At 40.6% G+C, this 318-nt stretch carries 1 protein-coding gene; it reads left to right on the top strand.

The annotated features are described in order from the left end of the window. On the top strand, positions 1–318 hold a 318-nt coding region (locus HC175_RS22275), incomplete at both ends, for a cbb3-type cytochrome c oxidase subunit I (protein WP_209310206.1).

Genomic DNA, 318 nt, shown 5'->3' with positions numbered 1-318 from the left:
AATGACGCTTTGGTTAATTTCTATGGCTATCTTTATCGCGTCTTCCTTACTTGGATCTCTTAATTATATCGTTACTGTAATAAACCTGAGGACCAAAGGAATGTCAATGACCCGTTTGCCATTGACTATCTGGGCGCTTTTTGTTACTGCCATTATTGGTGTGGTTTCTTTCCCTGTACTTCTTTCCGCAGCTTTGATGCTTATCATGGATAGAAGCTTCGGAACTTCTTTCTTCCTCAGTGATATCTTTATTGGAGGAGAGGTATTACATTACCAGGGCGGTTCTCCAATTCTTTTCGAACACCTTTTCTGGTTCCT

The organism is Salinimicrobium oceani, from assembly GCF_012037645.1.
The sequence above is the reverse complement of the archived record's forward strand: the minus strand, read 5'-3'. Positions and strand labels throughout refer to the sequence as shown.